The sequence below is a fragment of the Mesorhizobium humile genome (genome assembly GCF_033977215.1).
GTDB lineage: Bacteria > Pseudomonadota > Alphaproteobacteria > Rhizobiales > Rhizobiaceae > Mesorhizobium > Mesorhizobium humile.
Window position 1 is genome coordinate 1 of record NZ_JAVIIV010000006.1, and the last position, 25,485, is coordinate 25,485.

The 25,485-nt window shown below is 64.4% G+C and carries 25 protein-coding genes; 11 read left to right on the top strand and 14 right to left on the bottom strand.

What is annotated here, in order from left to right; translation table 11 throughout:
- Positions 1 to 163 precede the first annotated feature (163 nt).
- The 8 genes from RFM52_RS11335 to RFM52_RS11370 form a co-directional block, all read right to left on the bottom strand.
- Positions 164 to 328: a hypothetical protein gene (locus RFM52_RS11335; protein WP_320297586.1), complete on the bottom strand. Its 165-nt coding sequence runs from the start codon at positions 326 to 328 to the stop codon at positions 164 to 166.
- A 56-nt stretch (positions 329 to 384) separates the two neighbouring features.
- A complete protein-coding gene (locus RFM52_RS11340) occupies positions 385 to 792 on the bottom strand; it encodes a F0F1 ATP synthase subunit epsilon (RefSeq protein WP_320297585.1) in 408 nt (135 codons plus the stop codon).
- Between the two features lie 110 nt (positions 793 to 902).
- Positions 903 to 2,468, bottom strand: coding sequence for a F0F1 ATP synthase subunit beta (gene atpD / locus RFM52_RS11345; RefSeq protein ID WP_320297584.1), 1,566 nt, complete (start codon positions 2,466 to 2,468; stop codon positions 903 to 905).
- A 65-nt stretch (positions 2,469 to 2,533) separates the two neighbouring features.
- Positions 2,534 to 3,418, bottom strand: a complete 885-nt coding sequence (locus RFM52_RS11350; protein ID WP_320297583.1) for a F0F1 ATP synthase subunit gamma — start codon at positions 3,416 to 3,418, stop codon at positions 2,534 to 2,536.
- 34 nt (positions 3,419 to 3,452) lie between these two features.
- The gene (gene atpA, locus RFM52_RS11355; RefSeq protein WP_320297582.1) at positions 3,453 to 4,982 is read right to left on the bottom strand and encodes a F0F1 ATP synthase subunit alpha; all 1,530 of its coding nucleotides are present in this window, start codon (positions 4,980 to 4,982) and stop codon (positions 3,453 to 3,455) included.
- Complete coding sequence (locus tag RFM52_RS11360; protein ID WP_320297581.1) at positions 4,982 to 5,542, bottom strand: F0F1 ATP synthase subunit delta; 561 nt, start codon at positions 5,540 to 5,542, stop codon at positions 4,982 to 4,984. The genes atpA and RFM52_RS11360 overlap by 1 nt, the downstream gene beginning before the upstream one ends.
- Before the next feature lie 350 nt (positions 5,543 to 5,892).
- Positions 5,893 to 6,288 carry an AGROH133_08824 family phage infection protein gene (locus tag RFM52_RS11365; RefSeq protein ID WP_320297580.1) on the bottom strand — a complete coding sequence of 132 codons (396 nt, stop codon included), beginning with the start codon at positions 6,286 to 6,288 and terminating at the stop codon, positions 5,893 to 5,895.
- A 94-nt stretch (positions 6,289 to 6,382) separates the two neighbouring features.
- On the bottom strand, positions 6,383 to 7,078 hold the full coding sequence (locus RFM52_RS11370) for an aspartate/glutamate racemase family protein (protein ID WP_320297579.1): 696 nt from the start codon (positions 7,076 to 7,078) through the stop codon (positions 6,383 to 6,385).
- Positions 7,079 to 7,144: 66 nt separating this feature from the next.
- Between RFM52_RS11370 and RFM52_RS11375 the strand changes: the two genes are divergently transcribed.
- Together RFM52_RS11375 and RFM52_RS11380 are read left to right on the top strand one after the other, a co-directional pair.
- Positions 7,145 to 7,390 carry a type II toxin-antitoxin system Phd/YefM family antitoxin gene (locus RFM52_RS11375; protein ID WP_320297578.1) on the top strand — a complete coding sequence of 82 codons (246 nt, stop codon included), beginning with the start codon at positions 7,145 to 7,147 and terminating at the stop codon, positions 7,388 to 7,390.
- Entirely contained in the window at positions 7,387 to 7,842 is a 456-nt protein-coding gene (locus RFM52_RS11380) for a type II toxin-antitoxin system VapC family toxin (RefSeq protein ID WP_320297577.1), read from the top strand. Before RFM52_RS11375 ends, RFM52_RS11380 begins: the two co-directional genes overlap by 4 nt.
- Before the next feature lie 10 nt (positions 7,843 to 7,852).
- Here RFM52_RS11380 and RFM52_RS11385 read toward each other — a convergent pair whose 3' ends face one another.
- The gene (locus RFM52_RS11385; protein WP_320297576.1) at positions 7,853 to 10,036 is read right to left on the bottom strand and encodes a primosomal protein N'; all 2,184 of its coding nucleotides are present in this window, start codon (positions 10,034 to 10,036) and stop codon (positions 7,853 to 7,855) included.
- Positions 10,037 to 10,126: 90 nt separating this feature from the next.
- On the opposite strand from RFM52_RS11385, the gene fsa reads away from it, so the two are divergent.
- Entirely contained in the window at positions 10,127 to 10,783 is a 657-nt protein-coding gene (gene fsa, locus RFM52_RS11390; protein ID WP_320297575.1) for a fructose-6-phosphate aldolase, read from the top strand.
- Between the two features lie 317 nt (positions 10,784 to 11,100).
- Here the strand turns inward: fsa and lptE are convergent, their stop codons facing one another.
- Both lptE and leuS read right to left on the bottom strand, forming a co-directional pair.
- Complete coding sequence (gene lptE, locus RFM52_RS11395) at positions 11,101 to 11,682, bottom strand: LPS assembly lipoprotein LptE (RefSeq protein WP_320297574.1); 582 nt, start codon at positions 11,680 to 11,682, stop codon at positions 11,101 to 11,103.
- Positions 11,669 to 14,296: a leucine--tRNA ligase gene (leuS, locus tag RFM52_RS11400; RefSeq protein WP_320297573.1), complete on the bottom strand. Its 2,628-nt coding sequence runs from the start codon at positions 14,294 to 14,296 to the stop codon at positions 11,669 to 11,671. Before leuS ends, lptE begins: the two co-directional genes overlap by 14 nt.
- Before the next feature lie 290 nt (positions 14,297 to 14,586).
- Between leuS and RFM52_RS11405 the strand changes: the two genes are divergently transcribed.
- From RFM52_RS11405 to RFM52_RS11420, 4 genes are all read left to right on the top strand, one after another.
- Entirely contained in the window at positions 14,587 to 15,249 is a 663-nt protein-coding gene (locus tag RFM52_RS11405) for a YggS family pyridoxal phosphate-dependent enzyme (protein ID WP_320297572.1), read from the top strand.
- A gap of 82 nt (positions 15,250 to 15,331) precedes the next feature.
- The gene (locus tag RFM52_RS11410) at positions 15,332 to 15,586 is read left to right on the top strand and encodes a type II toxin-antitoxin system Phd/YefM family antitoxin (RefSeq protein ID WP_320297571.1); all 255 of its coding nucleotides are present in this window, start codon (positions 15,332 to 15,334) and stop codon (positions 15,584 to 15,586) included.
- Positions 15,586 to 15,987: a type II toxin-antitoxin system VapC family toxin gene (locus RFM52_RS11415; protein ID WP_320297570.1), complete on the top strand. Its 402-nt coding sequence runs from the start codon at positions 15,586 to 15,588 to the stop codon at positions 15,985 to 15,987. Before RFM52_RS11410 ends, RFM52_RS11415 begins: the two co-directional genes overlap by 1 nt.
- Before the next feature lie 141 nt (positions 15,988 to 16,128).
- Positions 16,129 to 17,178 carry an aldo/keto reductase gene (locus RFM52_RS11420; RefSeq protein ID WP_320297569.1) on the top strand — a complete coding sequence of 350 codons (1,050 nt, stop codon included), beginning with the start codon at positions 16,129 to 16,131 and terminating at the stop codon, positions 17,176 to 17,178.
- Positions 17,179 to 17,242: 64 nt separating this feature from the next.
- Here the strand turns inward: RFM52_RS11420 and RFM52_RS11425 are convergent, their stop codons facing one another.
- Complete coding sequence (locus tag RFM52_RS11425) at positions 17,243 to 18,148, bottom strand: LysR family transcriptional regulator (protein ID WP_320297568.1); 906 nt, start codon at positions 18,146 to 18,148, stop codon at positions 17,243 to 17,245.
- 178 nt (positions 18,149 to 18,326) lie between these two features.
- Between RFM52_RS11425 and RFM52_RS11430 the strand changes: the two genes are divergently transcribed.
- Both RFM52_RS11430 and RFM52_RS11435 read left to right on the top strand, forming a co-directional pair.
- Entirely contained in the window at positions 18,327 to 19,514 is a 1,188-nt protein-coding gene (locus RFM52_RS11430) for an MFS transporter (RefSeq protein WP_320297567.1), read from the top strand.
- Between the two features lie 34 nt (positions 19,515 to 19,548).
- Positions 19,549 to 20,583, top strand: coding sequence for an aldo/keto reductase (locus RFM52_RS11435; RefSeq protein WP_320297566.1), 1,035 nt, complete (start codon positions 19,549 to 19,551; stop codon positions 20,581 to 20,583).
- A 175-nt stretch (positions 20,584 to 20,758) separates the two neighbouring features.
- Here RFM52_RS11435 and RFM52_RS11440 read toward each other — a convergent pair whose 3' ends face one another.
- Positions 20,759 to 21,031 (bottom strand): usg protein, encoded by a 273-nt coding sequence (locus tag RFM52_RS11440; protein ID WP_320297565.1) that lies wholly within the window; start codon positions 21,029 to 21,031, stop codon positions 20,759 to 20,761.
- A gap of 303 nt (positions 21,032 to 21,334) precedes the next feature.
- On the opposite strand from RFM52_RS11440, the gene acs reads away from it, so the two are divergent.
- Positions 21,335 to 23,290, top strand: a complete 1,956-nt coding sequence (acs, locus tag RFM52_RS11445; RefSeq protein WP_320297564.1) for an acetate--CoA ligase — start codon at positions 21,335 to 21,337, stop codon at positions 23,288 to 23,290.
- On the top strand, positions 23,290 to 24,048 hold the full coding sequence (locus RFM52_RS11450) for an MOSC domain-containing protein (protein ID WP_320297563.1): 759 nt from the start codon (positions 23,290 to 23,292) through the stop codon (positions 24,046 to 24,048). The genes acs and RFM52_RS11450 overlap by 1 nt, the downstream gene beginning before the upstream one ends.
- 12 nt (positions 24,049 to 24,060) lie before the next feature.
- Here the strand turns inward: RFM52_RS11450 and RFM52_RS11455 are convergent, their stop codons facing one another.
- Positions 24,061 to 25,329: a cyclopropane-fatty-acyl-phospholipid synthase family protein gene (locus RFM52_RS11455; protein ID WP_320297562.1), complete on the bottom strand. Its 1,269-nt coding sequence runs from the start codon at positions 25,327 to 25,329 to the stop codon at positions 24,061 to 24,063.
- Positions 25,330 to 25,485: the final 156 nt, after the last annotated feature.

Consider the following 25,485-nt stretch of genomic DNA (forward strand, 5'->3'; position numbering starts at 1 on the left):
GATTCCAGGGTCTGCGCGCGTCGCTTCGCTCCTTGCTCCGCCCTGGAATGACGAGGTTCAGGAGCCTCCAGTTCGTCACCAGCGTTTGCGCTGAATACTCCGAGCGGACGTTGATAGCCTTGCCCGACAAGCCTGCAATCTTCAAAATCACTGTGTTGAGGAACTAGTCGCCCGAACCGTTCACGACCTGGCGCGCGGCACAGTCGACCGCGTTTGAATTCCAGAACAGGCGCACCGCTTTGCCGACCACGTTTGCGTAGGGGACCGTGCCCACGGTGAAGCGGCTGTCGGGCAGGCGGACTGTCCCCCAAACGAAAAAGCGGGGCAAGGCCCCGCTTTCAATATCACGCCCGAGACGGCTCGACTTGCCGCCTTAAGCAAACGTCAGGCTGGCAGCAGCGCGCCTTCCAGCGTGGTGAGCTGGCTGAGGAACTGCTCGGCGCGGCTGCGCGCCACGTCGTCCTTGGCGTCTGCGGCGTCTTCCTTGGCGTCCTGGATGCGACGGGCAAGGTCCGCGCGGTCGATGTCGTTCACATGCACGGCCGATTCGGCAAGCAGCGTGCAGCCCGACGGCAGGATGTCGGCGAAACCGCCGAACACGACAAAGCGGTCTTCCTTGCCGGACGCGGCCTTGATCGTGACGACGCCGGGCTTGATCGTCGTCATGACCGGCGCGTGCTGCGCCATCACCGTCATTTCGCCTTCGGCGCCCGGGATGACGACGGACTCGACCTGCTCGGAAACGAGCAGCCGCTCCGGCGAGACCAGTTCGAACTTGAAAGCTTCAGCCATGATCAAATTAGTGAGTAGGGAATAGTGAGTAGGGAGTAGGGCTAGGACATTTGTCCTGATCACCCAGCTGCTATTCACTACTGACTACTGACTACTCCCTATTGCCTCAATTACGCTGCTTCAGCCGCCAGGCGCTGCGCCTTCTCGACCGCTTCGTCGATGCCGCCGACCATGTAGAAGGCGGCTTCCGGCAGGTGATCATAGTCACCGGCGCAGAGGCCCTTGAAGCCCTTGATGGTGTCGGCGAGGTCGACCAGCTTGCCCGGCGCGCCCGTGAACACTTCGGCGACGAAGAACGGCTGCGACAGGAAGCGCTCGATCTTGCGGGCGCGGGCCACCGTCTGCTTGTCCTCTTCCGACAGCTCGTCCATGCCAAGGATGGCGATGATGTCCTGCAGCGACTTGTAGCGCTGCAGGATCGACTGCACCTGGCGGGCGACCTGGTAGTGCTCTTCGCCGACGACCATCGGGTCGAGCATGCGCGAGGTGGAATCCAGCGGATCGACGGCCGGATAGATGCCCTTTTCCGAGATCGCGCGGTTCAGCACGGTCGTGGCGTCGAGGTGGGCGAACGAGGTTGCCGGCGCCGGATCGGTCAAGTCGTCAGCCGGAACGTAGATGGCCTGCACCGAGGTGATCGAACCCTTGGTCGTGGTCGTGATGCGTTCCTGCAGCGCGCCCATGTCGGTGGCCAGCGTCGGCTGGTAACCCACGGCGGAAGGAATACGGCCGAGCAGCGCCGACACTTCCGAGCCCGCCTGCGTGAAGCGGAAGATGTTATCGACGAAGAACAGCACGTCCTGGCCCTGGTCGCGGAAATATTCGGCGACCGTCAGGCCGGTCAGACCGACGCGGGCGCGCGCGCCCGGCGGCTCGTTCATCTGGCCGTAGACCAGCGCGGCCTTCGAGCCGGCGCCGCCACCCTTCTTGTTGACGCCCGATTCGATGAACTCGTGATAGAGGTCGTTGCCCTCGCGGGTGCGCTCGCCGACGCCGGCGAACACCGAGAAGCCGCCGTGAGCCTTGGCGACGTTGTTGATCAGCTCCTGGATCAGCACGGTCTTGCCGACGCCGGCGCCGCCGAACAGGCCGATCTTGCCGCCGCGGGCGTAAGGCGCGAGCAGGTCGAGAACCTTGATGCCGGTGACCAGGATCTGCGCTTCCGTCGACTGATCGACATAGGCCGGAGCGGGCTGGTGGATGGCGCGCATCTCGACGCCGTCGACCGGGCCTTCCTCGTCGACCGGCTCGCCGATGACGTTGATGATGCGGCCGAGCATGCCCGGACCGACCGGAACCGAGATCGGCGCGCCGGTGTCGTAGACGTTCTGGCCGCGGACCAGGCCTTCGGTCGAGTCCATGGCGATGCAGCGCACGGTGTTCTCGCCGAGATGCTGGGCGACCTCGAGCACCAGGCGGTTGCCGACATTTTCGGTTTCAAGCGCGTTCAGAATGGCGGGCAGATGATCTTCGAACTGCACGTCGACGACGGCGCCGATGACCTGGCGGACCTTGCCGGCGGCGCCGACCCGCTTCGTCGCTACGCTCGCCGCCTTGGCCGGAGCGGCTGCCTTCTTCGCCGGAACGGCGGCCTTTTCGGCTGCTTCCGGGGCCTTCGCCGCCTTGGGGGCCGGTGCCGCCTTGGCGGCGGTCTTCGGGGTAGCTGCTTTCGCCATCGTCTTTGCCCTTTTCGTCTATCCGTTGTTCACGCTGGCCGCCGGGTATCCCGCGCGGCGCGTGATTAGAGCGCCTCGGCGCCCGAAATGATCTCGATCAGTTCCTTGGTGATCTGCGCCTGCCGCTGGCGGTTGTAGGTGATCGACAGCTTGTTGATCATATCGCCGGCGTTGCGCGTCGCATTGTCCATGGCGCTCATCTTGGCGCCCATCTCGCCCGCCGCGTTTTCCAGCAGCGCGCGGAAGACCTGCACGGCGATGTTGCGCGGGATGAGGTCGGAGAGGATCTCGCCCGGCTCCGGCTCGTATTCATAGACGGCGCCGCCGCCATTGCCTGCTTCGGCGGTGGCCGAAGCCTGCGCCGCCGGGATGATCTGCTGCGCCGTCGGGATCTGGCTGATCACCGACTTGAACTGCGAATAGAACAGCGTGCAGATGTCGAAGCCGCCCTCGTTGAAGAGGTGGATGACCTTGCGCGCGATCGCATCGGCATTGACGAAGCCGAGCGTCTTGACCTCGCGCAGGTCGACGCGCTCGAGGATCATCGAGGCGTAGTCGCGGCGCAGGATGTCGTAGCCCTTCTTGCCGACACAGATGATCTTCACCTGCTTGCCGTCGGCGAGAAGCCGGCGGATGTGGTCGCGGGCAAGGCGCGCGATCTGCGAATTGAAGCCGCCGCACAGGCCCCGCTCGGCGGTGCAGACGATGAGCAGATGCACATCGTCCCTGCCGGTGCCCGTCATCAGCGCCGGGGCATCGCCGCCGCCGCCGATCGCCTGGGTGATGTTGGCCAGAACCGCGCCCATGCGCTCGGAATAGGGACGCGCCGCTTCCGCCGCCTCCTGCGCGCGACGCAGCTTCGCCGCGGCGACCATCTGCATCGCCTTGGTGATCTTCTGCGTCGCCTTGACCGAGGCGATACGGTTACGAAGGTCTTTTAATGAAGGCATGCTTCAAACCTGATCCCGTGCGTCCGGCTTGTTGTTAGGCGAAGGTCTTGGCGAAGGCGTCGATCTCCGCCTTGAGCTTGGCGCGCAGGTCGTCCGACAACGCCTTCTCCTTGCGGATAGCGTCGAGCACATCCTTGCCGGCCGAGCGCATGTGGCTGAGCAGGCCATGCTCGAACTTGCCGACCTGGTTCAGCGGCAGCTTGTCGAGATAGCCGTTGACACCGGCGAAGATCACCGAGACCTGTTCCTCGACCTTGAGCGGCGAGAATTGCGGCTGCTTGAGCAGCTCGGTCAGGCGCGAACCGCGATTGAGCAGACGCTGCGTTGCCGCGTCGAGATCGGAGCCGAACTGCGCGAAGGCCGCCATTTCGCGATACTGCGCGAGCTCGCCCTTGATGGAGCCGGCGACCTGCTTCATCGCCTTGATCTGCGCCGAGGAGCCGACGCGCGACACCGACAGGCCGACGTTCACCGCCGGACGGATGCCCTGGAAGAACAGGTTGGTCTCGAGGAAGATCTGGCCGTCGGTGATCGAGATCACGTTGGTCGGGATGTAGGCCGACACGTCGTTCGCCTGCGTCTCGATGATCGGCAGCGCGGTCAGCGAACCGTTGCCGTTGTCGTCGTTGAGCTTGGCGGCCCGCTCGAGCAGGCGCGAGTGCAGGTAGAAGACGTCGCCCGGATAGGCTTCGCGGCCCGGCGGGCGGCGCAGCAGCAGCGACATCTGGCGGTAGGCGACGGCCTGCTTCGACAGATCGTCATAGCTGATCAGCGCATGCATGCCGTTGTCGCGGAAATATTCGCCCATGGTGCAGGCGGTGAACGGCGCCAGGAACTGCATCGGCGCCGGATCGGACGCGGTGGCGGCCACGATGATCGAATATTCGAGCGCGCCGCGCTCTTCCAGCACCTTGACGAACTGCGCGACGGTCGAGCGCTTCTGGCCGACGGCGACGTAGACGCAGTAGAGCTTTTCCTTCTCGGGGCCGTTGTCGTGCACCGACTTCTGGTTCAGCATCGTGTCGAGGATGATGGCGGTCTTGCCGGTCTGGCGGTCGCCGATGACCAGTTCGCGCTGGCCGCGGCCGACCGGGATCAGCGCGTCGATGGCCTTGAGGCCGGTCGACATCGGCTCATGCACCGACTTGCGCGGAATGATGCCGGGCGCCTTGACGTCGACACGCTTGCGTTCGGTTGCCTTGATCGGGCCCTTGCCGTCGATCGGGTTGCCCAGCGCGTCGACGACGCGGCCAAGCAGGCCCATGCCGACAGGCGCGTCGACGATGGCGCCGGTGCGCTTGACGGTGTCGCCTTCCTTGATGTCGCGGTCGGCACCGAAGATGACGACGCCGACATTGTCGGCTTCGAGGTTCAGCGCCATGCCGCGGATGCCGCCCGGGAACTCGACCATCTCGCCGGCCTGGACATTGTCGAGGCCGTAGACGCGGGCGATGCCGTCACCGACGGACAGAACCTGGCCGACTTCGGAGACCTCGGCCTCCTTGCCGAAATTCTTGATCTGGTCTTTCAGAATTGCGGAAATTTCCGCGGCGCGGATGTCCATCAGCCGACCTCTTTCAGTGCAAGCTTGAGCGAATTGAGTTTGGTTTTGAGCGACGTATCGATCTGGCGCGAGCCCATCTTGACGATCAGCCCGCCGAGCAGCGACGGGTCGACGGTCATGGCGATGGCCACGTCCTTGCCGGCGATGCCCTTGAGCGTCGCCTTGAGTTCAGTCTGCTGCGCGGCCGTCAGCGCATGCGCCGAGGTGACTTCGGCCGAGGCCTCGCCGCGATGGTCGGCGGCGATCTGGCGGAACGCCTTGATCATGCCGGGCACCGCGAACAGGCGGCGGTTCTTGGCCACGACGCGCAGGAAATTGCCGACCAGGCCGGTGATCTTGGCCTTGTCGGCGATGGCGGCGATGGCCCTAGCCTGGTCCTCGCTGGAGAACACCGGGCTGTTGATCAGCCGCGAGAGATCGTCGCTGCCATTGAGCAGCGCCTCGAAGCTGGTGAGGTCGGCCTCGACCTTGGCGACTGAATTGTCCTGCAGCGCGAGCTCGAACAGCGAGCCTGCATAGCGTTCTGCGACAGCTGAGATTGGCGATGACGATTGGGCCACGGACCGTCTTTTCTCTTGTCTGACAGGCCGCAGATTGTTGGCGCGAGCAAAAACTCTGGCTAAATCTTTGACCTTATTACAAATTTTCAAGCACGGAGATGCGGCTTCCGCTATCCCCTGCCGAAAGTCGATTGCCGTCTAGCACAGGCTTTTTAAGACCGCAATGCATCGCCCGGCATGGTTTTCAGGCACTTTTGTCGCATCAGGCGGCGAAGGCCAACCTTAAGCGCAGGATTAATGCATGTCGCCCAAAAGTGTGTAGCGGTTTTGGGAGAACGACATGCATCGAAACAAGGAGCTAAAGCGCGTCGCTTGAATCCGTTTCAAGGCGGCGCGCTTTAGTCTCGAATTCAGGGCACGAAGCCGAAGGCAAAGGCCAGCGGCAGCGCCGCCAGCGCCAATTCAACCACGATGGAAGCCCAGTTGAAAGGGGTGTTGGCGCCGTCCGACATCATCGACAGGAGCCGGCCGAAGGCGGTGAACAGCCAGGAGAAGCCCAGCGCCATGTAGAGCAGCGGCTGTGCCAACAGGATGCAGCACAGGCTGACGCCGAGATAGAAGCCCGACATGCGGCCGCGTCCCTCGGCGATCGCCGCCGCTTTCTCCGGCCTTGGCTGCAGGCGCAGCACACGAAACGCAAGTCCCGGCGCCAGGAACAGGAACAGGCCGAGGGCCAGGGTCACGATGGCGCTCGACCAGGCCAGCCATTCACCCTGGCTCGCGGGCCACGGAAACGCAAAGTCCATATAATCCCCTCATATTTCTTGTTCTGAAACACCGGCATTCTAGCGAGGGAAAAACAGCGCGCCAGAGGACGGCGAGCACATTAGGAACCGCGCATCAGGCAAGCGCGAAGTCGACCGCGGCCTCGGCATGGATGCGCGTCGTGTCGAACACCGGAACGTCGAAATCGCCCTGGCCGATCAGCATGGTGATCTCGGTGCAGCCCATGATGACCCCGTCCACCCGGTCGGTGCGCCGCATCCGGCCGACTTCGTCGAGATAGGCGGATTTCGATTCGCCTTTGACGATGCCCTGGCAGAGCTCGTCATAGATCACCTTGTGCACCATGTCGCGCCCCGGCTGGTCCGGCACCACCGGCTGCAGCCCGTATTTGTCGGCAAGCCGACCCTTGTAGAAATCCTGCTCCATGGTGAAGCGCGTCGCGAGCAGCGCCGGCCGCTTCACGCCTGCATCGACGACGGCATGCCCAGTTGCGTCGGCGATGTGGATGAGCGGGATAGAGATAGCCGCCTGCACCGCGTCAGCCAGCTTGTGCATGGTGTTGGTGCAGATCACCAGGCCTTCGGCACCACCCGCCGCCAGTTGGCGTGCAGCCTCCACGAGAAGGGCACCGGCGCCTTCCCAGTCGCCCGCATGCTGCCGTTCGGCGATCTCGGCGAAATCGAACGACCACAGGAGGAGCTTGGCCGAATGTAGCCCGCCCAGGCGATCACGTACGATCTCGTTGAGCAGGCGGTAATAGATCGCCGTCGATTCCCAGCTCATGCCGCCGATGAGGCCGAGGGTTTTCATCTGGACTTGTTCCTTTCCTATGCAATCTCTATATTGTGACCACATGAGACTACAACGGAGATCGCCTTGAAAACCGTCCAGCTTCGGGAGGCTAAGGCAGGGCTTTCGGCACTTGTCGAGGCCGCGGGGAATGGTGAGCCTACTACCATCACCAGGCATGGCAAGGCGATTGCCATGGTTGTTCCGATTGATGAGGGGCGAAAGCTTTATCCGCAGGGCAGCCAAAAAGCCTTCGTCGACTTCCTGCTTCAGTACCCTGGCGGTATCGAATTTGAGCGAAACGAATCGCCGTCACGGGACGTCGACTTTTGAGCGGCTATCTGCTCGATACGTCCTTCCTGTCAGCCTTTGCGCCTGATCGCCCTCCCCTTCCCTCACACGTACTGACCTGGGTAGACGAACAGCGGGAGCGTGGCTCCTGGCACCTGTCGTCCATCGTCGTCTTGGAGTTGGAAAAAGGGATCGCGAAATTGAAGCGATCCGGTGCAAGTTCGAAGGCGTCGCGTATTGGGGTCTGGTTCGAACGGCTAATGACGGAATTCGACCAACGCATTCTGCCGGTGGACGTCGCAATCGCCCGAGACGCCGGGAAATTGGAAGATGCCGCAATCGCCAAAGGCTTCAATCCCGGTTTGGCGGACGTCGTGATCGCCTCGACTGCCCGTTTGAATAACATGTCCGTCCTAACGGCCAATGTGCGGCATTTTGCAATTCTCGATATACCCCATCTGAATCCCTTCACCGAAAGTGATCTGAGAGAGTAATCCCGCAAACTCACAAAAAGCTCTGCGGGTCGATGTCGACCTGCACCCTGACCGAGCCGCGCAGCTTCGGCCCCTCCGCCAGCATGGCGCGGATGAAGCCTTGCATATCGGCGCGCCGCTCGCCCTGGATCAGCAGGCGGAAGCGGTGACGCCCGCCGATCAAAGACAAGGGCGCCTCGGCAGGTCCAAGCACGAAGAGGTCGGAGGCAGTGGGCGCGGCACGCCTCAAGGCCCGCGCATGGCTTTCGGCCTCGCCCCGTGTCGCGGCGCTGACGATGATGCCGGCGAGCCTGCCGAAAGGCGGCAGCGCCGCGCGTTCGCGCTCGGCGATCTCGCGCTCGTAAAAGGCCTCCGAATCGCCCGACACGATCGCCCGCATCACCGGATGGTCCGGCTGGTAGGTCTGCAGCAGGCCGAGGCTCTTCTTGCCGGTGCGGCCGGCGCGCCCCGTCACCTGGCTGAGCAGTTGGAAAGTGCGCTCGGCGGCGCGCGGATCGCCATTGGCCAATCCCAGATCCGCGTCGACCACCCCGACCAGCGTCATGCCGGGAAAATTGTGACCCTTGGCGACGAGCTGCGTGCCGATGACGATGTCGGCCTCGCCATTGGCGACGGCCTCGAGCTCGAGCCGAAGCCGGCGCACGCCGCCCAGAAGGTCCGAGGACAGCACGATGGTGCGGGCATCGGGGAAATGCCCGACCACTTCCTCGGCGATGCGCTCGACGCCGGGACCGCAGGCCACCAGATGGTCGAGCGTGCCGCATTCCGGGCAGGCCTCCGGCCGCCGCTCATTGTGGCCGCAATGGTGGCAGACGAGCTGGCCGCGAAACCGGTGCTCGACCAGCCAGGCCGAGCAGACGGGACAGCCGAAGCGATGGCCGCAGACGCGGCAGAGCGTCAGCGGCGCATAGCCGCGCCGGTTGAGGAAGAGCAGCGACTGTTCTTGTCTCTCCAGCGTATGCCGCATCTGTTCCAGGAGGACCGGAGACAGGAAGCCGCCGCGCGCCGGCGGCGAGCGCCGCATGTCGATCGACTTGAGGTCGGGGAGCGCCGCCTCGGCGAAGCGCGACGACAACACGGCCCGGTCGTACCGGCCCTGGCTGGCGTTGACCCGGCTTTCCACCGAAGGCGTCGCCGAGGCGAGCACGACGGGGAAAGCACCGATATGGCCGCGCACAACCGCCATGTCGCGCGCATTGTAAAAGACGCGATCTTCCTGCTTGTAGGCGGGATCGTGCTCCTCGTCGACGACGATCAGGCCGAGTTCCTTGAACGGCAGGAACAGCGCCGAGCGCGCGCCGGCGACGACGCGCACGCCGCCTTCGGCCACCTGCCGCCAGACGCGTTCGCGCATCCGGGGCGGCAGGTCCGAGTGCCACTCCCCCGGCTTGGCGCCGAACCGGTCCTGGAAGCGTTCGAGGAAGGCATGCGTCAGCGCGATTTCCGGCAACAGGATCAGCACCTGCCTGCCCTTGTCGAGCGCCGCCGCCACCGCTTCGAAATAGACTTCCGTCTTGCCCGATCCGGTGACGCCGTCTAGCAGGGTGACGTTGAAGGCATCGGCGGCGACAGCGGCGCGAAGCTTCTGCGCCGCCGCTTTCTGGTCCGGCATCAAATCCGGCACGGCATGGCCGGGATCGGGCGCCGCCACCACCGGTCGCGGCGGGATCATCACCGTCTCGAACACGCCCTGCGCCCGCAATCCGTCGATGACGGTCGAGGACACACCCGCCGCATGCGCGAGCCCCGAGCGCGTCCAGGCGAGGCCGCCCTCCGCGGTTTCCAGCACCCGCCGCCGCGCGTCGGTCAATCGGTCCGGCTCGGCCAGCGTGCGCTGCAGCCCTTCGATCCACGGCTCCGGGTCGAAAGCCTCGGGGGCCCTGAGCAGCATGCGCGCCACCATGCCGGGCGCCGACAATGTGTATTGCGCGATCCAGGCGACGAAGCGGCGCATCGCCTTGTCGATCGGCGGGCAGTTGAACACCTCCTCGATCGGCCGCAGCTTCTTCGCATCGACGGTTTCGACGGCGCCGTCCCAGACGATGCCAGCGACCTGGCGCGGCCCAAGCGGCACGCGCACGATCGAGCCCGGCACCACGCGCATGCCCGGCGGCACGGCATAGGTGTAGGGCCGTTCGGCAGGCATCGGCACCAGCACCGGCGCGGCTGCGACAAAGGGCGAATCTTCCATCATCAGGCGTGACCTTGCCCTGACTTTGGTCTAGATCAAAGAGGACCCTCGCATATGCCTGGCGACCGCCGGGCGATCCCCAAGGAGACAGCCATGAAGTTTTTTGTCGACACCGCTGACATCAAGGAAATCAAGGAGCTCAACGATCTTGGGCTGCTGGACGGCGTCACCACCAACCCGTCGCTGATCCTCAAATCGGGCGGCAAGATCGCCGACGTCACCAAGCAGATCTGCGACATCGTCGAAGGCCCGGTCTCGGCCGAGGTCGTGGCGACCGAGTTCAAGGACATGATGGCCGAGGCCGAGGTGCTGGCCAAGATCGCGCCGAATGTCTGCATCAAGGTGCCGCTGACGCTGGACGGGCTGAAGGCCTGCAAGACGATCCGCACTCAGATGAACCGCATGGTCAACGTAACGCTCTGCTTCTCGGCCAACCAGGCGCTGCTCGCCGCCAAGGCCGGCGCCTCGTTCATTTCGCCCTTCGTCGGCCGCATCGACGACACCGGTTCCGACGGCATGGAGCTGATCTCGGAAATCCGCACCATCTACGACAATTACGATTTCAAGACCGAGATCCTGACCGCCTCGGTGCGCACGGTGAACCACGTCAAGCAGGCCGCGCTGATCGGCGCCGATGTCGTGACCGCGCCGCCGGCGACGCTGAAGGCGCTGGTCAGTCACCCGCTGACCGACAAGGGCCTCGCGCAGTTCCTTGCCGACTGGGCCAAGACCGGCCAGAAGATCGGCTGACGCCGGTTTTCCCGCCAGAACAAAAAAGGCCGGGCAACCGGCCTTTTTTAGTTGGCGGAGTGCCTATGCCTTGGCGATTGGCCGAAACGCCCATCACGATCGTCATCCACGGGCGGAGCAAGGAGCGAAGCGACGCGCGCAGACCCGAGGATCCATTCCGTGACATACGAGCGTCGCAACGGTGCAGAATTCTGCACCGCTGCACTTTTAGACTGAGGTAACGGAATGGATCCTCGGGTCTACGCGACGCCGCTTCGCGGCTGCTCCGCCCTAGGATGACGAGGTTCGGATGGCTTCAGCCAATCCCCGGCGGGGAACTAGGCTTTTTTGCCGTGCTTGGCCAAATCCTGCGCGATCGACAGTCGCAGCAGATCGGCAAGCTCCCGCGCGGCGCGGTTCTCGGCGTCGATCTGCGCCCGGTAGGCCGCGAATTCCTGGCGCGGCCGGTCGAAGGACGACGGGATCGAGCGCTTGCCGACGGCAATCACGGTGTTGGTCGCGGTATCGCGCAGCACGTAATTGGCGGTCAGCGTGACCGTGCCCGCCGTCGGCTCGTCTTCCTGGGTCTGCACCTGCACGATTGCAGCCGATTCGACCAACTCGGTGACGCCGAGATCGAGCACGTAGGCCGGGGAAGCCGGCTCACCCGAGCCTTGCCCGAAGGCGAAGATCAGATTGTTGCGCACCTGCTGCGCGTAGCGGGTGTTGACCGGCTTGATCGAGATCGAGGCGAGCTCGGCGGACGCGCTGAGCGTCGATCCGGGCGACAGCGGCTGGTTGGAATAGAGCGGCCGCACGGTGCAGGCCGAGACCAGCGCCAGCGCGGCGACCATGCCGCAGACCGCCAAGCGGCCGCGCAGGCGGGCCGCTTCTGACTTCACCGGATCAGGCAACGACATTGACGATCCTCTGCGGGACGATGATCACCTTGCGCGGAGCCTTACCTTCCAGTGCTTTTTGCACGAAGTCGAGAGCCAGAACCGCTTTTTCGACGGCACCTTGATCCGCGTCGCGGGCAATTGTCAAATCCCCGCGCTTCTTGCCGTTGACCTGCACCGGCAGCACGATCTCGTTGTCGACGACCAAGGCCGGATCGTAGACTGGCCAGGGCCGCTCGGCGACCATCTCGGCGCCGCCCAGCGCCTGCCAGCATTCCTCCGCCAGATGCGGCATGACCGGGGCGATGATGTGCACCAGGATTTCCACCGCCTCGCGGCAGGCGCTTTTCAGCGCGGCGTCCGCCTTGCCTTCGGCAACGTCGGCGAGCGGCGTCGCCAGCACGTTGGCAAGCTCGTAGATGCGGGCGATCGCCCGGTTGAAGCCGAGCTTCTCGATGTCCTCGCCGACCGCCTTCAGGATCTTGTGCGCGGCCTTGGAAACGGTCCCCGCATCGCCATCCTTCGCCGCCGCGGGCTTCACGCCTTCCAGCTGCTCGTTCGCGATCTGCACCAGGCGCCAGATGCGCTGCACGAAGCGGTGCGCCCCGGCGGCGCCGTCGTCGGTCCATTCGACGTCGCGCTCCGGCGGTGAGTCCGACAGCATGAACCAGCGCGCCGTGTCGGCGCCGTAGCCGTCGGTGATCTCTTCCGGACTCACCGTGTTCTTCTTCGACTTCGACATCTTCTCGAGCGCGCCGATCGTCGCCTCCTCGCCGGTGGCGATCTCCACGGCGCGGCGCTTGCCGCCGGCGTCCTCGATCCTGACCTCAGGCGGCGACAGCCAGCGGCCGTTGGTCGAAGGACCGCCGACCCGGTAGGTCTCGTGCACCACCATGCCTTGCGTGAACAGGCCCTTGAACGGCTCGGCCAGATTGAGGTGACCGGTCTCGCGCATGGCGCGGGTGAAGAAGCGCGAATAGAGCAGATGCAGGATCGCGTGTTCGATGCCGCCGATATACTGGTCGACGGCCAGCCATTCGTCGGCCGCTTTCGGCTCGGTCGGCTCGTTTGCCCAGGGCGCGGTGAAGCGCGCGAAATACCAGGACGAATCGACGAAGGTGTCCATCGTGTCGGTCTCGCGCCGCGCATCGCGGCCGCATTGCGGGCACTTGACATGCCGCCATGTCGGATGCCGGTCGAGCGGGTTGCCCGGACGGTCGAACTCGATGTCGTCGGGCAGCTTCACCGGCAGGTCGGCCTTCGGCACCGGCACCACGCCGCAGGCCTCGCAATGGATCATCGGGATCGGGCAGCCCCAGTAGCGCTGGCGCGAGATGCCCCAGTCGCGCAGGCGGAAATTCACCTTGCGCTCCGCCATCGGCCGGCCGCCGATACTTTTCTGCTCCAGCAGCTTCGCAACTTCATCGAAAGCCTTCTCGGGCTTCATGCCGTCGAGGAAGCGCGAGTTGATCATCACGCCGTCGTCGACATAGGCCTCCTCGATGATCTGGAAGGTCTTGGCGTCGGCGTGTTCCGGCATCACCACCGGGATCACCGGCAGGCCGTATTTGTTGGCGAAGTCGAGATCGCGCTGGTCGCCAGACGGGCAGCCGAAAATGGCGCCGGTGCCGTATTCCATCAGCACGAAATTGGCGACATAGATCGGCAGCGTCCAGTTCTCGTCGAACGGATGGACGACGCGGATGCCGGTGTCGAAACCCTTCTTCTCGGCCGTCTCGAGCGCCGCCACCGAGGTGCCCATATGGCGGACCTCCTCGATGAACTTCGCCAGCTCGACATTGCTCTCGGCGGCTTTTCTCGCCAGCGGATGGTCGGCTGCGACCGCCATGAAGGAGGCGCCGAAGATGGTGTCGGGCCGGGTGGTGTAGACTTCCAGCTCATGCGTATCGCCAACCGGCTTTGCCAGCGGCCAGCGGATCAGCAGCCCTTCCGAGCGGCCGATCCAGTTGTGCTGCATCAGCTTGACCTTTTCCGGCCATTCGTCGAGGCGGTTGAGCGAGTCCAGCAGGTCCTGCGCGAAGTCGGTGATCTTGAAGAACCACTGCGTCAGCTCGCGCTGCTCGACCAGCGCGCCCGAGCGCCAGCCGCGGCCGTCGATGACCTGCTCGTTGGCAAGCACCGTCATGTCCTCCGGGTCCCAATTGACCTTGGAGGACTTGCGCGTCACCAGCCCCTTCTCGACGAAGTCGAGGAACAGCATCTGCTGGCGGTGGTAGTAGTCGACGTCGCAGGTAGCGAACTCGCGCGCCCAGTCGAGCGACAGCCCCATCATCTTGAGCTGCTCGCGCATCACCGCGATGTTTTCATAGGTCCAGTCCTTGGGATGGACCTTGTTCTGCATGGCGGCGTTTTCGGCCGGCATGCCGAAAGCGTCCCAGCCCATCGGATGCAGCACGTTGAAACCCTTGGCGCGCTTGTAGCGCGCCACCACGTCGCCCATCGTATAGTTGCGGGTGTGGCCGATATGGATCTTGCCCGACGGATAAGGGAACATCTCGAGCACGTAATATTTCGGCTTCGGGTCGTCGTTGCGGGCCTCGAACAGCTTCTTTTCGGCCCAGGCCTTCTGCCATTTGGGCTCGGAGGTGCGCGGATTGTAACGTTCGGTTGCCATCGGATGTTTTTCACTTAAAAGCAGGGGCGCGGTGCTGGACCAAGGCGTGTTGATATTCAGGTCAGGCCGAGCCGAAAATGGCGGGTTCCAAGAACCGGAGCGGAGCGTACTTAAGGTACGCGAGCACCGGAAGCGCAGGAAACCGGCATTTGCAGGCCGGCATCACCTGAATATCAACACGCCTAGGCCGGCAGCCGAGACTATGTCGTCGCGGTGTTCACCATGGATTGCCGGACCCGTCAACTGCGGCGAGCCGGCGCCGGCGTTAAAACCATAGGCAGGATAGTGGCATGGCGAGCGCCGTAGAGCAGCTTCACGCCGTCAAGGCGAAGATCGCGGGCGCCGAACGCGAGGCGAAGCGCCAACCCGGCGCCGTCACGCTGGTGGCGGTATCGAAGACCTTCGCTGCCGAGGACATCCGCCCCGTCATCGAGGCGGGCCAGCGCGTCTTCGGCGAGAACCGCGTGCAGGAAGCGCAGGGCAAATGGCCGGCGCTGCGAGCGGCATTCGCCGATCTGGAGTTGCACCTGATCGGCCCGCTGCAGTCCAACAAGGCCAAGGAAGCGGTGGCACTTTTCGATGTCATCGAGACGGTCGACCGCGAAAAGATAGCCGCCGAACTGGCCAAGGAGATGACCCGGCAGGGCCGGACACCCAAGCTTTACGTGCAGGTCAACACCGGCTCCGAGCTGCAGAAGGCCGGCATCGAGCCGCGCGAGGCGGTCGCTTTCGTCAAGCGCTGCCGCGATGGTTATGGTCTCGCCATCGAAGGCCTGATGTGCATTCCGCCGGCCGATGAGAACCCTGGCCCGCATTTCGCGCTGCTGGAAAAGCTCGCCCGCGAAGCCGGCGTCGCAAAGCTTTCGATGGGCATGTCCGGCGACTACGAGACCGCCATCGCCTTCGGCGCGACCAGCGTAAGGGTCGGCTCGGCGATCTTCGGCAGCCGGTAGCGAAGGGCGGCATGCTCGCTCACCTCGATTGATAATGAGGGATATCAGCATTATATCTAGCCAAGCTAGCTAGGAGCGATGCATGAACTGGCATCTTCAGGACGCGAAGAACAATTTTTCAAAGGTGGTACAGCGCGCGAGGACGGAGGGGCCCCAAACGGTGACACTTCGCGGCGAACGGGCTGCGGTCGTGCTGTCCGTGGAGGACTATGATCGCCTTGCCGGGAAGAAGAAATCGCTCGCCGAATATCTTTTGGCCGGCCCGGGCTGGGACGATGAGTTTGACAAGGAAATCACCCGTCGCTCGGCTACGATGATCCGGGATATTGATCTTTGATGTACCTGCTCGACACGAACGTGGTTTCGGACGTGCAAAGGCGGCTGCCCAAACCAACCGCCTGGCTCGCTTCGGTTGATCCGACCTCGATCAGTCTCAGTGTTATCACCATTGGTGAGATCGAACGTGGAATCGTCAAGCAACGCAACACCGATCCCGACAGGGCAGCGCGGCTTGATGTCTGGCTGCGGGAACTGCGCCGAGACAATGCGGACCGCATCCTCGCGATCACGGAAGAGGTCGCCCTCGCATGGGGCCGCATTACGGCGGGACGTACGCGAGGGAGCGCCGACACCCTCATCGCGGCAACCGCCCTCGTGCACGACCTGATACTCGTCACACGAAATGTCGCCGACTTCGAAGGCGTGGGCGTGACAGTCGTCAATCCCTGGGAAGTCTGACCGTTCCAAATCCGCTGATGGGCAACTTCACGCCAAGTTGACCACTACGCTTGCGCCCGGGCTTGAAACGAAACGGTCCGTTCCTATTTGCCTCTTGTCATTCGATCCTGTCATTCAATCCTGTTCTCGGGGAAGCTCACCATGCGCTACAACCAGCTTGGCAACACCGGCCTGTTCGTTTCCGAACTCTGCCTCGGCACCATGACCTTCGGCGCCGCCGGCCAGAACGCCCAATGGGGGCTGATCGCCAGCCTCGACCAGAAGGGCGTTAACGAAATCGTCGGCCGCTCGATTGCCGCCGGCGTCAATTTCTTCGATACGGCCGACGTCTATTCCGTCGGCCAGTCCGAGCAGTTGCTGGGCCAATCGCTCAAGGACCTCGGTGTCAAAAGGTCCGACGTCATCATCGCCACCAAGGTGCATGGCACCATGGGCAACGGGCCCAATGAGCGTGGCTCGTCGCGCGGCCACATCATGGACTCGGTCGACGGCAGCCTGGAGCGGCTACAGCTCGACCATATCGACCTTTACCAGTTGCACGGCACCGACACCGTGACGCCGATCGACGAGACCCTGCGCGCGCTCGACGATCTCGTCGCCAGCGGCAAGGTGCGTTATGTCGGCGTCTCCAACTGGCAGGCCTGGCGCATCGCCAAGGCGCTTGGCATTGCCGAGCGCAAGGGCTTTGCCCGCTTCGAGACCATCCAGTCCTATTACTCCATCGCCGGCCGCGATCTCGAACGCGAGATCGTGCCGCTGATCAACGAGGAAAAGCTAGGCCTGATGGTCTGGTCGCCAATGGCCGGCGGGCTGCTCTCCGGCAAATACGGGCCCGGCGCACCGGGCAATGGCGAAGGCCGCCGTGCCTCCTTCAACTTCCCGCCGGTCAACGAGGACCGCGCCTGGGCGGCCGTCGCCGTCATGCGCGAGGTCGCGAAGAAGCACGACGTCAGCGTCGCCACGGTGGCGCTGGGTTATGTGCTGGCCAAGCCCTTCGTCATGAGCGTCATCATCGGCGCCAGCCGCATGGACCAGCTCGAACAGAATCTCGCCGCGACCGGCTTGAAGCTCGACGCCGATGATCTCGCCAGGCTCGACGAGGTCAGCGCGCTGCCCGCCGAATATCCCGGCTGGATGCTGGAGCGGCAAGGCGCCGGGCGCCGGCCGGCGCCGTTCGTGCCGAAGACGTAATTCCTTTCACTTTGAGCAGACAGGTCAGAGCCGCGTGCCCTTGGACACGCGGCTCTTTCCTTATTCAGAGACGAACGGTCTCCGCCAGAAAGTCGAGGAAAGCACGCACCCGCGCCGGCAGATGCTTGCCCTGGCCGACATAGACGGCATGCGTCGGCTCTTCGTCGCCGGGGTTGAACGCCTCCAGCAGTTGCACGAGCCGCCCGGCGGCCATATCGGGCTCGACATGCCAGCGCGCCAGCCTTGCGATGCCTGCTCCCGCCAACGTCGTCAGCCGCATCGCTTCGCCGTCGCTGACCGTCGAATTCCCGGCGATCGGAACCATGACTGACGCGCCTTTTGCATCGACGAATGGCAGGCCGTCTATATGCCGCACGAAGCCGAAGGCGAGCAGATTGTGGCTGGCCAAATCGGCCGGCGTTTGCGGCGTGCCGCGCGCTTCGAGATAGGCCGGTGCGGCGACCACCACCATCCGGCTCTGGCCGAGCTTGCGCGCCACCAGCCGTGACTCGCGCAGCGGGCCGGCGCGGATGGCGACATCGGCGCGCTCCTCCATCAGGTCGATGACGCTGTCGGTCAGCACCGCCTCGACCGAGATTTCCGGGTAGCGTTCGAGGAAGCGCGGCAACAGCGGCATCAGCCGGTGCTGGCCGAACGGCACATAGCAATTGACCCTCAGCCGGCCACGCGGCGCAGCGCCCGCAGCCGCTTCCCGTTCAGCCGCGTCGAGATCGGCGAGGATGCGCAGGCCGCTGTCGTGGAAGGCCGCGCCCTCCGGCGTCAGCTGCAGCTTGCGCGTCGAGCGGCTGATGAGCCGCGCGCCAAGCCGCGCCTCCAGCCTCGCGATCAGCTTGCTCACCGCTGACGGCGTCATGCGCAACGCCCGCGCCGCGGCGGAAAAACTGCCCGCCTGAACGACGCGGACGAACACCTCGATCTCGCCGGAGCGGTTGATGTCGGGTCTCGCCATTCGTGAATCTATTTCACAGAAAATATGCCTGATGCAAGGCTGGTTCACAGCTTGGCGGATCACGATCTTCCGGTCGATGCATGATCCCGAAAAGTGGGGAACCGGTTTTCGGCAAAGATCATGTTCCAACAAAAGGGGCGCGGGGACTGCGTCCACTCAGATCAACCGGACCACCGCCATGCCTCTTGCTCTTTATGCCCTCACCGCCGGCGCCTTCGGCATCGGCGTCACCGAATTCGTCATCATGGGCCTGCTGCTCGACGTCAGCGCCGATCTCGGCGTTTCGATCTCGGCGGCGGGCCTGCTCATTTCCGGCTATGCGCTGGGCGTCGTCGTCGGCGCGCCGCTGCTTGGCGCACTGACCGGCCGCCTGCCGCGCAAGACCTTGCTGCTTGCGCTCATGGTGGTCTTCACCGTCGGCAACCTCGCCTGCGCGCTGGCGCCCGACTACTGGACGCTGATGGCGGCGCGTGTGCTGACCGCCTTCGCCCACGCCTCCTTCTTCGGCGTCGGTTCCGTCGTCGCCACCAGCCTGGTCGCCCCGAACAGGAAGGCCTCGGCGATCGCGCTGATGTTCACCGGCCTCACCGTCGCCAACATCCTCGGCGTCCCCTTCGGCACCTGGCTCGGCCAGGCCTATGGCTGGCGTTCGAGCTTCCTGGCCGTCACGCTGGTCGGCGTCGTCGCCTTTGCCGTGATCGCGTTGCTGGTGCCGCGCGACGAGCCGGCCGCCACGGACGAGGAGGAAAGCTCCGAAGGCACGCTCGCCGTGCTCGCCCGCCGGCCGGTGCTGCTCGGCCTGTTGACCACGGTGCTGAGCTGGGTCGGCGTCTTTGCCGCCTTCACCTATCTGGCGCCGATCCTCACCCGCGTCACCGGCTTTTCCGAAGCCTCGGTGTCCCCGATCCTGCTTGTCTTCGGCGGCGGACTGGTCGCGGGCAACCTGCTTGGCGGACGCCTTGCCGACCGGCACTTGGTGCCGACGGTCGTCGGAACGCTGGTCGCGCTGTCGGCGGTGCTGTTCGTCATGACCGTGGCGATCCATCAGCCGATCGCGGCGATCGTCGCCGTCGGCCTGCTCGGTGCTGCCGCCTTCGCCACCGTCGCGCCGCTGCAGATGTGGGTGCTGGAGAAGGCCGAGGGCGCCGGCCAGGGCCTGGCGTCCTCCTTCAACATTGCCGCCTTCAATCTCGGCAACGCCATCGGCGCCTGGCTTGGCGGCTTCGTCATCGACCACGGCCCCGGCCTCGGCGCTGTCCCCCTCGTTGCCGGCCTGGTGCCGCTCGCCGCGCTCGGCGTGGTGCTTCTGGCGCTGCGCCTCGAACGCGGCCGCGCGATCGGCAAGCCGGTCACGGCTCAGGGCTGAGCGCTGATTCCTTCATCCAATCAGGAGAAAAAACATGGACTATCGACCTCTCGGCGCCTCGGGCCTGAAAGTGCCCGCCCTTTCCTTCGGCGCCGGAACCTTCGGCGGCTCCGGCCCGCTCTTCAGCCATTGGGGCAACAGCGACGCCAAGGAGGCGCGCCGGCTGGTCGACATCTGCCTGGAGGCGGGCGTCAACCTCTTCGACACAGCCGATGTCTATTCCAACGGCGCTTCGGAGGAAGTGCTTGGCGAGGCGATCAAAGGCCGCCGCGACGCGGTGCTGGTCTCGACCAAGACGTCCCTGCCGATGGGCGACGGCCCGGCCGACTGGGGCTCGTCGCGCTCGCGCCTGATCCGCTCCGTCGACGCGGCGCTGAAGCGCCTCGGCACCGACTATATCGATCTCTTGCAGCTTCACGCCTTCGATGCCTCGACGCCGATCGAGGAGGTGCTGTCGGCGCTGGACGACCTCGTGCGCTCCGGCAAGCTGCGCTATGTCGGCGTCTCCAATTTCTCCGGCTGGCAGGTGATGAAGTCGCTCGGCCTGGCCGACAGGCACGGCTACCCGCGCTATGTCGCACATCAGGTCTATTATTCGCTGGTCGGCCGCGACTATGAATGGGAGCTGATGCCGCTCGGCCTCGACCAGGGCGTCGGCGCGCTGGTGTGGAGCCCGCTCGGCTGGGGCCGGCTGACCGGCAAGATCCGCCGCGGACAGCCCTTGCCGGAAAAGAGCCGGCTGCACGACACCGCCGATTTCGGCCCGCCGGTCGAGGACGAGCAGCTTTTCAAGGTGGTCGATGCGCTGGAAGCGGTCGCCGCCGAGACCGGCAAGACCGTGCCGCAGGTCGCCATCAACTGGCTCCTCCAGCGGCCGACCGTATCGTCGGTGATCATCGGCGCCCGCAACGAGGAGCAGTTGCGGCAGAATCTCGGCGCCGTCGATTGGGCGCTGACGCCTGAGCAGATCAAGGCGCTCGATGAAGCGAGCGCCGTGACGGCGCCCTACCCGTACTTTCCCTATCGGCGTCAGGAAGGTTTCGCCCGGCTGAACCCGCCGGCGGTGTGAGTGTGTTGCGACCGTCCCTATCGGTGCGGTCGCGAACGTATGCGATTAGCCGCGGCTCCTGAACTTCGTCATCCACGGGCGAAGCAGTCGCGAAGCGGCGTCGCGACGACCCGAGGATGACGAAGTGATGGGCGTTTCCGCCAAACGTTCGACGTCCGGAGAGTCCTGCGACGCCTCAGTGCACCAGAAACTCCCCGTCCACCTTGCGCCACTCATTCGGCGCGATCAGCTTGTGATGCGTGTAGGTGACCGAATGCAGCGGGCCGTCGAGCCTGGTCTTCCAGAACTCGATGAAGCGGATCAGGACCGGGAACTTCGGCGCTATGTCGTAATCCTGCCAGACGAAGCTTTGCAGCAGGTGCGGGTGGTCCGGGTAGTGATAAAGGATCTTGGCCGTGGTCAGCCCGTATCCCCTGAGCATCAGGTCCATTTCGGAATTGTCGCGCATTGCGTTTCCTTGGTTGATTCTCCTTCCTCCCAACGCCGAATTGTGCGCACGGTTGCTTAACTGTCTATGGATTTTTTCGCCGTCCTTCAAAATTTTTCTCGTTAAAACAGGCAGTTAGCAGCCGCACAGCGAGACTGCTAATAGCGCGTAGGGTTGCCCCTGCGTCATCCCGCCGCGCGAATCCAACGTCTAATATTGCCGTCACGGCGGAACTGTTAATAATGGCCGCGAATTCGCGGCCGCTTCGCCGCGATACCGCCGGCGACCCAAGCCGGCGGAATGGTTCGGGAGGAAAGCTGAAAAATGTCCGATGTGCATGTCCACCGCGTCCAGCCGGCGTGGAAGAAGAACGCGTTGATCGACAACGATACTTATCTCAAATGGTATGCCGACAGCGTGAAGTCACCGGACAAGTTCTGGGGCAAGCACGGCAAGCGCATCGACTGGTTCAAGCCTTTCACCAAGGTCAAGAACACCTCCTTCAACGGCAAGGTCTCGATCAAGTGGTTCGAGGACGGGCTGACCAACGTCTCCTACAACTGCATCGACCGGCATCTGAAGAAGCGCGGCGACCAGACCGCGATCATCTGGGAAGGCGACAACCCTTACGACGACAAGAAGATCACCTACAACGAGCTCCACGCGCATGTCTGCCGGCTCGCCAATGTGATGAAGAAGCACGGCGTCAAGAAAGGCGACCGCGTCACCATCTACATGCCGATGATCCCGGAGGCCGCCTACGCGATGCTGGCCTGCACGCGCATCGGCGCCATCCATTCGATCGTCTTCGGCGGCTTTTCGCCGGATGCGCTGGCCGGTCGCATCGTCGATTGCGAATCGACCTTCGTCATCACCGCCGATGAAGGCCTGCGCGGCGGCAAGCCGATCCCGCTGAAGGACAACACCGACAAGGCCATCGACATCGCGGCCAGGCAGCATGTGATGGTCGACAAGGTCGTCGTGGTCCGCCGCACCGGCGGCAAGGTCGGCTGGGCGCCGGGCCGCGATGTCTGGTACCACGACGAGATCGCCACGGTGAAGGCCGACTGCAAGCCGGAGAAGATGAAAGCGGAAGACCCGCTTTTCATCCTCTACACCTCTGGTTCGACCGGCAAGCCGAAGGGCGTGCTGCATACCACGGCCGGCTATCTCGTCTATGCCTCGATGACGCACCAATATGTCTTCGACTACCATGACGGCGACATCTACTGGTGCACGGCCGATGTCGGCTGGGTCACCGGCCACAGCTACATCGTCTACGGGCCCTTGGCCAACGGCGCCACGACGCTGATGTTCGAGGGCGTGCCGAACTATCCCTCGCAGTCGCGCTTCTGGGATGTCATCGACAAGCACAAGGTCAACATCTTCTACACCGCGCCGACGGCGCTGCGCGCGCTGATGGGCGCCGGCGATGCCCACGTTACCAAGACGTCGCGAAAATCGCTGCGCGTTCTGGGCTCGGTCGGCGAACCGATCAATCCGGAAGCCTGGGAGTGGTATTACAACGTCGTCGGCAACGCCAAGGTGCCGATCGTCGACACCTGGTGGCAGACCGAGACCGGCGGCATCATGATCACGCCGCTGCCGGGCGCCACCGACCTCAAGGCCGGCTCCGCCACGCGGCCCTTCTTCGGCGTCCAGCCTGAGCTGGTCGACGGCGAAGGCAAGGTGCTGGACGGCGCCACCGACGGCAATCTCTGCATTACCGATTCCTGGCCGGGCCAGATGCGCACCGTCTATGGTGACCACGACCGCTTCGTGCAGACCTATTTCTCGACCTACAAGGGCAAGTATTTCACCGGCGACGGCTGCCGCCGCGATGCCGACGGCTATTACTGGATCACCGGCCGCGTCGACGACGTCATCAACGTCTCCGGCCACCGCATGGGAACGGCAGAGGTCGAATCGGCGCTGGTCAGCCACGACAAGGTCTCCGAAGCTGCCGTCGTCGGCTACCCGCATGACATCAAGGGGCAGGGCATCTACTGCTACGTGACGCTGATGGCCGGCGCCACGTCGAGCGAGGAGCTGCGCAAGGAACTCGTCGCGCATGTGCGCAAGGAGATCGGCGCCATCGCCACGCCCGACAAGATCCAGTTCGCGCCGGGCCTGCCCAAGACCCGCTCGGGCAAGATCATGCGCCGCATCCTGCGCAAGATCGCCGAGGATGATTTCGCCGCGCTCGGCGACACCTCGACGCTGGCCGATCCGGCCGTGGTCGACGACCTCGTCGCCAACCGGCAGAACAAGAAGGGCTGATGACCGGCGAGCTCGGCACCGTCAGCCAGCTCTGGCGCTATCCGGCGAGCTCGCTCGCCGGCGAGCGGCTGGATGTCATCTCCGTCGGGCTGAAGACCGTTGAGGGCGACCGGCTGTTCGGCCTGGTCGATGCCGACGGCGAGATCGCCAGGCCCGACCGCGAGGCGAGATGGCACAAGGTGCCGCTGATCCGCACCCGGCTGAGCGAAGCCCTGCCGAGCAAGGAATGGCGGCTCGACGTGGCCGTGCCCGGCGGCGACTGGCTGCCGGCGCCCGATCCTCGAAGCGACCGCGCCATATCCGCCTTTCTCGGCTTCGACGCCGCGATCCGGCCGTTCGGCGCGCCGAACGCGACGCCCTTCTATGCCGGCCCGCTGACCGAGGCCCGCTACACCAAGGCGCCGATCCACCTGCTCACCACCGCCTCGCTCGCCAGGCTGAAGGCACTGCATCCCGAGGGCACGCCCGATCCGCGCCGCTTCCGCCCCAACATCGTCGTCGACATGGACCCGGTCGAAGGCGCCTTTCCGGAGACGGAATGGATCGGCAGGAAACTGGCCGTCGGCGAATTGCTGCTCACCGTCTCCGAGCCTTGCCGCCGCTGCGGCTTCACCATCATCGCCCAGGACGGTTTCGACACCGATCCCGGCATCCTGCGCAACCTGGTGCGCCACAACGCCCACAATCTCGGCGTCTATTGCACCGTCGACCGGCCCGCGCGGATCGAAGTCGGCGTGCCGATGCGCTTGATGGATTGAAGCCGGCCGGACCTACCGATAAAGATCCGCCCGTGTCGGCGGCAGGCCGCTCGGGCCGCGGGCTCGCCTGGTGGCGACGGTCTGGAAAATCTGCGCCGAGGCGCGCTCGAAGGTGATCGAGCAACCGGTCAAATAGAGCAGCCAGAGCCGCGCCTTGGCCTCTCCCACCTCGGCGACGGCCTCGTCGAACCGCGCATGCAGGCGCTCCGCCCACAGCCTGCAGGTGCGGGCATAGTGCTCGCGCAGGTTCTCCACGTCGTAGACGAGGAATCCATGCGCCTCGAGATTGCCGAGCGTCATGCCGATCGTGTCGAGTTCGCCTCCGGGGAAGATGTATTTGATCAGCGCCTTGTATTCCGGCCCCTTGCGCAGCGTCTTCCTGATGTCGCCCTTGCTGCGCCTGGTGATGGCGTGGTGGAGATATATGCCGCCGGGCTTCAGCAAGCGGTGGACAGCCGAGAAGTAGGTGGCGTGGTTGGCGAGCCCCAGATGCTCGAACATGCCGATCGACGAGATCTTGTCGAATGTGCCCGACAGCTCGGCATAGGACTTTATCTCGATTGTGATGCGATCCTCCAGCCCCTCGGCGCGAATGCGCTCGCGGGCAAGGTCGGTCTGGGCTTGCGACAGCGAGACGCCGTGGCCGACGACGCCGTAATTCTTCGCCGCGTGAATGAGCATGGCGCCCCAGCCGCAACCGATGTCGAGCAGCCTTTCGCCCGGTTTTAGTCTCAGCTTGCGGCAGATGTGGTCGAGCTTGTCGACCTGCGCCTGGTCGATGCCGTTGGCGAAATCCCTGAAATAGCCGCAGCTGTAGACCATGCGCTCGTCGAGGAAGAGCCGGTAGAAATCATTCGAAATGTCATAATGATGCCGGATCGCCTCCTTGTTCGAGCCGCTGACGAAAGGCTTGCGGCCGGAAAGATCGCTGCGCGCCGTCATCTGCTTGCGCGAAAACAGCACAGCCGGCAGGTCGCGCAGGATTGCCAGCTTGGGCAGGGATTTGAGCTTCGTCTTGAGCTTGCCTTGCGACGGCAGGGCATAGAGATCGAACAGCGTCCCTTCTTCGATATCGACCGTCTTGGAAATCCACATCTCCACCAGGGTCGAGAAGGTCGGCCGCCGGACCAGCTGCCAGACAATGTCCTGGTCGTTGATGGCGAGCACCGGGCCGCCGGCTGGCCCGATCCGCTCGCCGGTCCACAGCCTGACCGCAAAACCCGGCTTCAGCGTTTCGACAACCTTGCGTACGATCCGCGCGGCTCTGTCGGCGGCGTCCATTCCACCTCCCGTTATATAGCCTCCGCCCCATTCCCAGGCCGCACTGTCGTCCACCGGCCTGTGGACCGCAATCCCGATCTGTTGCGCAAAAGCACCGCAAGAGCAGGTTTCCCGGCTCGAAGCATGGCCATTCCGTCACGTCATCTTGTCTTTCGT